Annotated in this window: 9 protein-coding genes; 6 read left to right on the forward strand and 3 right to left on the reverse strand. The window is 69.1% G+C overall.

Features of this window, described 5'->3' with window-relative positions; all coding sequences use genetic code 11:
• Nucleotides 1-107: 107 nt before the first annotated feature.
• Nucleotides 108-809, reverse strand: coding sequence for a CBS domain-containing protein (locus ABZU75_RS43315; RefSeq protein ID WP_355568297.1), 702 nt, complete (start codon nucleotides 807-809; stop codon nucleotides 108-110).
• A 163-nt stretch (nucleotides 810-972) separates the two neighbouring features.
• Here ABZU75_RS43315 and ABZU75_RS43320 point away from each other — a divergent pair, with 163 nt between their 5' ends.
• From ABZU75_RS43320 to ABZU75_RS43330, 3 genes are all read left to right on the forward strand, one after another.
• Nucleotides 973-1,668, forward strand: coding sequence for a GntR family transcriptional regulator (locus ABZU75_RS43320; RefSeq protein ID WP_355568300.1), 696 nt, complete (start codon nucleotides 973-975; stop codon nucleotides 1,666-1,668).
• A 28-nt stretch (nucleotides 1,669-1,696) separates the two neighbouring features.
• Nucleotides 1,697-2,704 carry a 1-aminocyclopropane-1-carboxylate deaminase gene (locus ABZU75_RS43325; protein ID WP_350920321.1) on the forward strand — a complete coding sequence of 336 codons (1,008 nt, stop codon included), beginning with the start codon at nucleotides 1,697-1,699 and terminating at the stop codon, nucleotides 2,702-2,704.
• 90 nt (nucleotides 2,705-2,794) lie between these two features.
• Nucleotides 2,795-3,253 (forward strand): hypothetical protein, encoded by a 459-nt coding sequence (locus ABZU75_RS43330; RefSeq protein WP_355568304.1) that lies wholly within the window; start codon nucleotides 2,795-2,797, stop codon nucleotides 3,251-3,253.
• 153 nt (nucleotides 3,254-3,406) lie between these two features.
• On the opposite strand, the gene ABZU75_RS43335 is transcribed toward ABZU75_RS43330, so the two are convergent.
• The gene (locus tag ABZU75_RS43335; RefSeq protein ID WP_355568307.1) at nucleotides 3,407-4,369 is read right to left on the reverse strand and encodes a threo-3-hydroxy-L-aspartate ammonia-lyase; all 963 of its coding nucleotides are present in this window, start codon (nucleotides 4,367-4,369) and stop codon (nucleotides 3,407-3,409) included.
• Between the two features lie 656 nt (nucleotides 4,370-5,025).
• Here ABZU75_RS43335 and iscB point away from each other — a divergent pair.
• The 3 genes from iscB (at nucleotide 5,026) to ABZU75_RS43350 (ending at nucleotide 7,817) form a co-directional block, all read left to right on the forward strand.
• Nucleotides 5,026-6,381 carry an RNA-guided endonuclease IscB gene (gene iscB, locus ABZU75_RS43340; RefSeq protein ID WP_355568310.1) on the forward strand — a complete coding sequence of 452 codons (1,356 nt, stop codon included), beginning with the start codon at nucleotides 5,026-5,028 and terminating at the stop codon, nucleotides 6,379-6,381.
• The gene (locus ABZU75_RS43345; protein ID WP_355568313.1) at nucleotides 6,381-7,031 is read left to right on the forward strand and encodes an SRPBCC family protein; all 651 of its coding nucleotides are present in this window, start codon (nucleotides 6,381-6,383) and stop codon (nucleotides 7,029-7,031) included. The genes iscB and ABZU75_RS43345 overlap by 1 nt, the downstream gene beginning before the upstream one ends.
• A gap of 348 nt (nucleotides 7,032-7,379) precedes the next feature.
• Nucleotides 7,380-7,817: a cold shock domain-containing protein gene (locus tag ABZU75_RS43350; protein ID WP_355568316.1), complete on the forward strand. Its 438-nt coding sequence runs from the start codon at nucleotides 7,380-7,382 to the stop codon at nucleotides 7,815-7,817.
• Between the two features lie 143 nt (nucleotides 7,818-7,960).
• Here ABZU75_RS43350 and ABZU75_RS43355 read toward each other — a convergent pair whose 3' ends face one another.
• Entirely contained in the window at nucleotides 7,961-8,581 is a 621-nt protein-coding gene (locus ABZU75_RS43355) for a S1 family peptidase (RefSeq protein WP_355568318.1), read from the reverse strand.
• Nucleotides 8,582-9,102: the final 521 nt, after the last annotated feature.

Genomic DNA, 9,102 nt, shown 5'->3' on the forward strand with positions numbered 1-9,102 from the left:
CCCGCGCCGACCAGCGGCGCGGGCGGCTTCCTGTGCCCGCTGGTGAGGAGACCGGTTCCAGGTGTCGTCGGCCTTGATCGCCGGCGTGACGTCGCGGGTGGGTACTCCTACCGGCCCTGCCAAGCGGGGGCGTCGTCCTCGTCCCACTCCAGTTCGTCGATCAGGTCGACCACCCCGTGGACCCGCAGCGCCATCCGGGCCGCGATCAGCGCGTCACTGTGCCGTGCCATGTGACCGCTCAGCTTCGCGATGCCCTGCTTGACGGTGACCTTCACCTGGGAGGTGTCCACCCACAGGGAGTGATCGAGAACGTCCTCCCTGATCTCGCGGGCGATCTCGTCGTCCGTGCGCAGGAACACCTTGAGCAGGTCCTGACGGCTGACGATGCCCTCCAGCCTGCCCTCACGGTCGACCACCGGCAGGCGCTTGACACCGCGCTCGTCCATCAGCCGCATCGCCGACACCACCGGGGCGTTCGGGGTGATGGTCACGGCGGGCGCCGTCATCAGCTCGGCCGCGGTGTCGCCCTGGGCCTTCTCCTTGGCCGAACGTCCCTCCCGGCTGAGCCGGTACCGCAGCCGGGCGCGCAGCGGCGGCCGGTAGCCCTCGCGGTAGTACTGCTCCTTGAACTCCTCCTTGGCCAGCAGGTCCGCCTCCGAGACGACGCCGAGGACGTGGTTCTCGGCGTCGACGACCGGCACCGCGCTCACCCCGTGGGCGATGAGCACCTCGGCGACGTCCTTGAACGGCGTGCTGCCGTTGACCGACGCGACAGCTCGCGTCATGACCTCGCTCACCTTCACGCGCATCGTTTCCTCCTCGAAGGGATGGAAGCCTCTCCTTCATTGGACAGCGGGACCCGTCCCAGGGTGAGGGTCGGAAGTCCTTCATCGGTGGTCTTTCGGTCCTGATGAGGCATTCGGCGTTCAGGTTCGATTGACAATACGCAAAGTGTGATGTGCAATATTTCGCATGCCGGTCCCGAAAAGCCAAGGTCTCGTCGCCAGATCCCTGCTGCGGGAGGACGCCTACCGCGCCCTCCGCGACGCGATCGTCGACGGCACCCTCGCGCCCGGCGAACGTCTCAACGACGCCGATCTGATCAGCTGGCTGGGCATCAGCCGCACGCCGATCCGCGAGGCACTGGCCCGTCTCGAACAGTCGGGTCTGGTGCAGACGAAACCGGGCCGGTTCACCATCGTCAGCCCGCTGGACGACAGAGAGACCCGCAACGCCCAGTCCGTCGCCGCGGCCATGCACGAACTGGCCGTGCGCGAAGCGGTGCCGGTGCTGTCGGGGGAGGAACTCGACCTGATGCGTCAGGCCAACGAGCGGTTCGCCGTGGCGCTGCGGCGCGGTGACGTCGACGGGGCGCTGGCCGCCGATGACGATTTCCACCAGGTCGCCGTCACGGCGTGCGCGAACAACGTGGTCAGGTCGGTGCTTGAGCAGGTCACCCCCGCGCTGCGCCGAGTCGAGCGGCTGCGCTTCTCCTCGCTCACCGGCCGGGGATCCGCGGAGATGCACGACGAGATCATCGCGCTGTGCGCGGCCGGGGACGCCGACGGCGCCGCGCTGGCCGCGCGGGCCAACTGGCAGACCCTCGCACCACTACTGGACTCGGCGACCGGGGACGCGGCCGGCGGTGCGTGGAAACTCTCAAGCTGAATCGCCCCGGAAACTCAAGGAGCACGACATGTCCCTCGCGGACTTTCCCCGCTATCCCCTGCTGTTCGGGCCGAGCCCGGTGCACCCGCTCGATCGACTCACCGCGCACCTGGGCGGAGCGCGTATCTGGGCCAAGCGGGAGGACTGCAACAGCGGTCTCGCCTTCGGCGGCAACAAGACCCGCAAGCTGGAATACCTGATCCCCGAGGCACTCGCCCAGGGCGCCGACACCCTGGTCTCCATCGGCGGCGTGCAGTCCAACCACACCCGCCAGGTCGCGGCGGTCGCGGCCAAGCTGGGGCTGAAGGCCCTGCTGGTCCAGGAGAGCTGGGTCGACTGGCCCGACTCGGTCAACGACCGGGTCGGCAACATCCTGCTCTCCCGGATCATGGGTGCCGAGGTGCGGCTGGTCGACGAGGGGTTCGACATCGGCTTCAGGGACAGCTGGGAGCAGGCCCTCGCGGAGGTACGGGAGGCGGGGGGCGTGCCCTACGCGATCCCGGCAGGGGCCTCCGACCACCGCCTCGGCGGCCTCGGCTTCGCCAACTGGGCCTACGAGGTCCAGCAACAGGAGCGGGAACTCGGCGTGTTCTTCGACACGATCATCGTATGCAGCGTCACCGGCTCCACCCACGCCGGGATGATCGCCGGGTTCGCCGGTCAGGACCGTCCCCGCCGGGTGATCGGCATCGACGCCTCCGCCAAGATCGAGGCGACCCGGGCGCAGGTGGAGAGGATCGCCCGTAACACCGCCGAGCTGATCGGTCTCGGGCGCGACCTGCGGGAAGACGAGATCACCGTGCTGGAGGGCTGGGCCGGTGACTTCTACGGCATCCCGGTCTCCTCGACGCTGGACGCGATGCGGCTCACCGGCGGCCTGGAAGGAATGATCATCGACCCGGTGTACGAGGGCAAGTCCATGGCCGGGCTCATCGACCTGGTCAAAAGCGGTGAGATCGGTCCGGACTCCAACGTGCTCTACGCCCACCTCGGCGGGCAGCCCGCAGTCAACGCCTACAGCGCCCTCTTCCGCTGACTCCCGCGTCCCCGCCCTCCTGGCCACGGGCCTGAGTTTTGTCGGTGCCCGCCGTTAGGGTCACCGGAAACCCCGTGTGAAGGAGGGCGGATGACCGAGCCCGATGTGACGATGGCCAAGATCGGCCAAGGGATGGAGCTGGGCCAAAGCGGCGAGCGGGCAGCCGCCCGCAGGCTCTTCTCCGAGCTGTGGCAGGAGATCGGGGCGACCGGTGATCCCCTGCATCGCTGTGCTCTCGCCCACTCGATGGCCGACGTCCAGGACGACGCGCACGAGGAGCTGCTCTGGGACCTGCGGGCCCTGGAGGCGGCAGACCTGATCACCGACGCGCGGGCGCGGCAGGCGGGCGTCACCGGCCCCGCGAGCGGGTTCTACCCCTCCTTGCACCTCAACCTCGGCGACGTCTACCGCAGGCTCGGCGATCTCGATCGTGCGCGCGACCACCTCCGGCGCGGGCGCGCCGCCGTCGACGCACTCGGTGACGACGGGTACGGGCAGATGATCAGGCAGGGGCTCGACCGCCTCGCCGACCGCCTGCCGACCTCCTGACGGCCTGGATCTCGTACGCGGTCTGCGTCCTGCCGCCGCCGAAGGGGGCATTGATCCACAGAAGCATGCGGGGATCCTACGAGAACGGGCCCGGTGACCCACCTGGTCGCACAGGTCCGGGAACGCGCGAGCACCGCGTCAATGCTTCTCGGGTCAAGAGGTCAGCAGTGCCGCGTAACGGTCGAGGTCGACGTTTCCCCCGCTGATGATCACGCCGACCCGCTGCCCGCGCAGCTGGGGGGCGAGGTTGCGGACGGCGGCGAAACCGAGGCATCCGGTGGGCTCGACGACCGTTTTCATGATGGACCCGAAGATCCTCATGCTCTCGACGAGTTCGGCGTCGGTGGCGGTGAGGATGTCGTTGACATCGCGGCGGATGATGTCGAACGGGTAGGTGCCCAGGTGCTGGGTCTGCGCGCCGTCGGCGATGGTCTTCGGGGTGTCGATGTGGACGATGGTGCCCTGGCGCAGTGATCGCCGGCCGTCGTCGCCCGCTTCGGGCTCGACGCCGTACAGCGTGCAGTCCGGTGACAGCGCCCGGGTCGACAGCGCCGTGCCGGACAGCAACCCGCCGCCGCCCAGCGGTACGAAGAGCGCGTCGAGTTCGCCGACCTCGTCGAACAGCTCCTTGGCGGCGGTGCCCTGACCGGCGATCACGTGGGGGTGGTCGTACGGGGGGATCAGCGTGAGGCCGCGGTCGGTGGCCAGCGCGCGGCCGATCTCCTCCCGGTCCTCGGTGTAGCGGTCGTAGCGGACGACCTGCCCGCCGTAGCCCTCGGTGGCGGTCACCTTCGCGGCCGGCGCGTCGTGCGGCATGATGATCGTGGCCGGGATGTCCAGCAGCCGGGCGGCCAGGGCGATCGCCTGGGCGTGGTTGCCGGAGGAGTAGGTGATCACGCCGGAGCGCCGCTGCTCGGGGGTGAAGCGTGACAGGGCGTTGAACGCGCCGCGAAACTTGAACGCGCCCACACGCTGGAAGTTCTCGCACTTGAACAGCACATCGGCGCCGACGCGTTCGTTGATCAGTCGCGAGCGTAGCACCGGGGTCCGGTGGGCCTGTGACGCGATGCGGTCGGCGGCGCTCTGGACGTCGTGGTAGGTCGGCGACTGGGGCATCGGCTGGCTCTTCTCTGCTGGACACGGCCGGGGCCACGATCTCGATGAGATGATCCGCACGCCTCCGGTAAAGGCAGGATCCTACCCAGAGAGGGGAAAGCGCCGCTTCTGCCATCTTTCGCAGTTAGCGGCCTGATCTGTCCCTATGGTCAATCGAACGTGTTCACCGAACCGGCTGCTCACCGCTTAAGCACGTTCTAATATTTCCTGGCGCGCTCCGAGGTACGCCCCCCAACCGGTGAGCACCGCACCGATGCGCGATGTCGACCCCAGCGCCCCGGCGAGGGACCAGACCAGAGGAGAACCGCGTCAACGACCCCCTCCTGAAGGAGGGGGCTTGAAGTGCAGTAATGCGTTTTGAAGCCCCGCGTTGACCAGCCCTGGCCGTCAGCTCAAGGAGGTGCGTTTTGATGGCTACGTTGAACACGAGATCGCAGACCCACCGGAGGGTGCTTCCTCAGCCCGCCGCTCTGGAATCCGTGGGAGCAGACACGCCCGAGGGTGGGCACGAAACGGCTCACGGACACCGCCGCCAGGCGGTACCTGGTGTTCAACCTGGGCGAGGGGAGATCGAGCAGACCGGCACCCGATCTACTCAGCGTCACCCCGACCCGGCTTCGGCTGGGAAGGGAGCGGGCAGTCCAGCCCACCCGGTCGTGTTCGTCCTGGACAAGCACGGCCAACCGTTGCAACCCACGAGCCCTGCCTACGCGCGAAAACTCCTCCGTTCCGGCCGGGCTGTGGTTCACCGGCATACCCCGTTCGTTATCCGGCTGAAGGACCGCACGGCAGCTGATTCCGTCGTGGCAGGCGTACAGGTCGGTGTCGACCCCGGCTCCAAGCACACCGGCCTGGTGGTGTTCACCGAGCGCGACGGGAGCCGGACCGGCAGATACGCGCTCCAGCTCGACCACCGGGGCGGGGCGATCCGCGACAAGCTCACCGCCCGCTCGCAGTATCGGCGGCGACGCCGCAGTAAAAACCTGCGTTACCGCGCGCCCCGTTTCTCCAACCGCACCAAGCCGAAGGGGTGGCTCGCGCCGTCGCTGCGACACCGCGTCGACACCACCTTGTCGTGGGTGGCGCGGCTGGCCCGGTGGGCGCCCGTGGCCGCCGTCCACGTGGAGAAGGTCTCCTTCGACACCCACGCCCTGTCGGCCGGGCGGCCGCTCGAAGGAGTGGAGTACCAGCGGGGCACCCTCGCCGGGTACGAGGTCCGCGAATACCTGCTGGCCAAGTGGGGGCGCACCTGCGCCTACTGTGGCGCGAGCGGCGTACCGCTCAACCTTGACCACATCCACCCCCGCAGCCGGGGCGGCTCCGACCGTGTCAGCAACCTGACCCTGGCCTGCATCGGCTGCAACCAGGCCAAGAACGCCACCCCCGTGCAGGAGTTCCTGAAAACCAGACCTGCCCTCCTGACGAAGATCCTCAAACAGGCGAAAGCACCGCTGCGCGACGCCGCCGCCGTCAACACCACCCGCTGGGCACTGTGGCAGGCACTGGAGGCCACCGGCCTACCCGTGACAGGCGCCTCCGGCGGGCGCACCAAATGGAACCGCTCCCGCACCGGCGCGCCGAAGTCCCACACATTGGACGCGCTGCACGTCGGCCACCTCGACACCGTGACCACCTGGCCGTCCACCGTGCTCGTGGTCAAGGCGACCGGGCGCGGCACCTACTGCCGTACCCGCACCGACCGCTACGGCTTCCCCCGGCTACAACTCCCCCGGACCAAGCACATCAAGGGGTTCGCCACCGGCGACCTGGTCCGCGCGACCGTCCCGACTGGCAAGAACACCGGAGTCCACACCGGACGGGTCGCGGTCCGCACCACCGGAAAATTCAACATCACCACCCGGCACGGCACCGTGCAGGGAATCGGCCACCGCCACGTCCACCTGCTCCAACGAGCCGACGGCTACGGCTACACCACCCACCCGGAAGTGCGGCAGCGTGCCGCGTTTCCTCCCGGCCCTGAAGGACCGGGTCTCCACGCTGGAGGTAATTGATGATCGATGTCACCGGGCAGATCAGTGCCGTACGGCGGCGGGTCGGCAGCCGTGTGCTCGAGGCGGGTGAGGCGCGTGTCGTGACCGTCAGCCAGACATACGACACCGAGATCGAAGACCTCTGGGACGCCTGCACCAACCCCGAGCGCATCCCCCGGTGGTTTCTGCCCATCTCCGGTGACCTGCGGCTCCATGGCCGCTACCAGCTTCAGGGCAATGCGGGTGGCAGGATCGAGCGTTGCGCCCCGCCCAAGAGCTATGCCGCCACCTGGGAGTACGGCGGGGACGTCAGCTGGATCGAAGTCCGGCTGACGGCCGAGCCCGGGGGCGGAACGCGTTTCGAGCTCGAGCACGTCGCTCATGTCGACGACAGATGGGAGGAGTTCGGGCCCGGCGCGCTCGGCGTCGGCTGGGACCTGGGACTCGTGGGCCTGGCCGTCCACCTGTCGTCAGGGCAGGCCGTGGACCCGCAGGAGGCCGGGGCGTGGGTGGCGTCCGACCAGGGCAGGCGGTTCATGGTACTCAGCAGCCTGGGGTGGTACGAGGCAGACGTCGCGGCGGGTGCGGACGAGGCCCGCGCGAGGGCCGCGGCGGATCGGGTCACGGCCGCCTACACCGCTCCGGCCGCTGAGGCGTCGAGCGAGCTCTGACGTACCGGACGGCCGGGAGAGCCGGCGAACGGACGGCGAAAGCGGTCGAGGTGATCGTGGATCGATGCGCGCGGCGCGCCGTCCGGGCTAGCATCGGGTCGTCCGGCCTGAACGGGGACGGTGCGGGCCCGGTCCCTCGGCGGGCTCCGGCAGGCGGCCGGTGCCGGGACCGCCCACGGATCGGGTCGTGGATCCGGTCGTGGGGTGCCCGGGCGGTCGGGTGGTGGGAGGCAGAGCGATGAGGAGGAGAGCGGTGATCCGGCGCGACAGGCGGGCCGGATCCTTGGGCCGGAGGGTTCCGGCAAGATCATGTAGAGCGTTGCAATTCTCTGTGTAGGTGGTGTTGTGGTGGCAATCGGTACGATCCTCCGTTTCGACGAGGTGCGCGGATACGGTTTCATCGCCGCTGTCGGAGGAGGCGAGGATGTGTTCTTCCACGCCAACGACTTCGGTGAGAACCGGCATGTGGTTCAGCCGGGCCTCCGGGTGGAGTACGAGGTCATGGAGAGTGAGCGCGGCCTCAAGGTGTCGACGGTCAGCCTCGTGGATCCGCCGGTGCGCCGGCCGGTCGCGGTGACGGCGCCGTCGGTGACGCCTTCCTCGGTCGCCTCCCAGCAGCTCGGCGACGACGACGGCGTGTGTGACGTGCTGTCGGCGAAGTCCTTCAGCGGCGCGGTCACCGAGCTGCTCATCGAGCACGCGCCCACGCTGACGGGCGCGCAGATCGGGCAGGTCCGGCAGCATTTCCTGGCGTTCGCCCGATCCCATGGCTGGGTCGACGACTGACGCCTCTCGCGTGGGGCCCGCGCATCCTCCTGGATGCGCGGGCCGCGGCCGCTTCGGTCGCCGAGAGTGATGTGGGCCGTCCTGCTCGCTCCGCAGGCTGAGCGGTGCGGTGGAGATCGTCGGGACACCGGTCCCGATGGGCGTCAGAAGGGCCGAGGGGTCTCCGTGGAGGGCTGCACGACCACCAGGGACCTGTCCACCGGGACGGAGGCGACCAGGAGCCGGGTCGCCTCGGCGTGCCTGGACAGGATGACCACCTTGTTGCTCTTCACGTCGACGTAGCGGACGCTTCCTCCGGTCGGGTGGTTGGGCAGGGACTCGTCGAGTTTCTGCTTGATCGCCCTGAGCTTTGCGAGCGACGCGGCAACGACCTTGGGTCGGGCGCCCGCCGCGACGATGCGGGGGATGTCGGCGGTGCTGGTGGTGGCCACCACCAGGGTCTCGGAGAGGGGTCCCATGAGCCAGGATCCGCCGAAGCAGCCGCCGAGCATGTCTCGGAGCCTCGCTTCGACCACCGTCAGCCGGGCCTCGTTACGCAGCCGGGTCTCGGCCTGTGCCCTGGTGAGACCGAAGTCGCGTTGGAGTGCTTCGATCATGCCCGGCGGTAGCTGTTTGATGGGATCGGGCGGTGGTTTCCGTTTCCCGGTGGACGAGGTGGCAAAGGCGCTCGCCTCCCGGACCGGAACGACAGCCGGGACGACCGACGGGGTAAGCGCGGTGAGCGTCAGAACACACCCTGCGGTGACGATGTGCCTACGGGACATGAGCCTCTCCTCGACTCCGGCTTCTCCGGACGTGAGGGGACCCCGCGTCTGCGGCTGGGGACGCGACATGGGTGATGCAATTCTAATTCAGCGGTCGCCGGTCACGACCGCGGGGAGCGGACGCCACGCGGATGGCGATTTCGAGCGGGGCCACCAGGCCGTTCCCGGATCTCCCGCGCGGGGGCCGGTGCCGCCACGCCGCGCCTGAACAGCGCGGATGCCCGCCTGGGGAGTCCGTTTCGCGCACCCTGTGACTGATCCGTTGGAACAGGCCGGGGCTGCTGGGCTCTCGCTGATCGGTGTGGAGTGGTTCGATACCCGTGGCGGTACCGAGGCCCTGCACCTGCCGATCGCCGGCTATCCGCGGCTGCGCCTTCCCTCCCCGCACCGCCGGCGAAGTCCTCCGGACCGCTCCTTGAGCACGCTGACGGGTGCCCGGGATCGGGCAGGTCGGACAGCGTTTCACGCCTCTCACGGCGGGGCGATCTCGAGTGGCAGGGCCCGCGCGTCCTGGAGGACGC

The organism is Streptosporangium sp. NPDC005286 (assembly GCF_040607515.1).
Taxonomy (GTDB): domain Bacteria; phylum Actinomycetota; class Actinomycetes; order Streptosporangiales; family Streptosporangiaceae; genus Streptosporangium.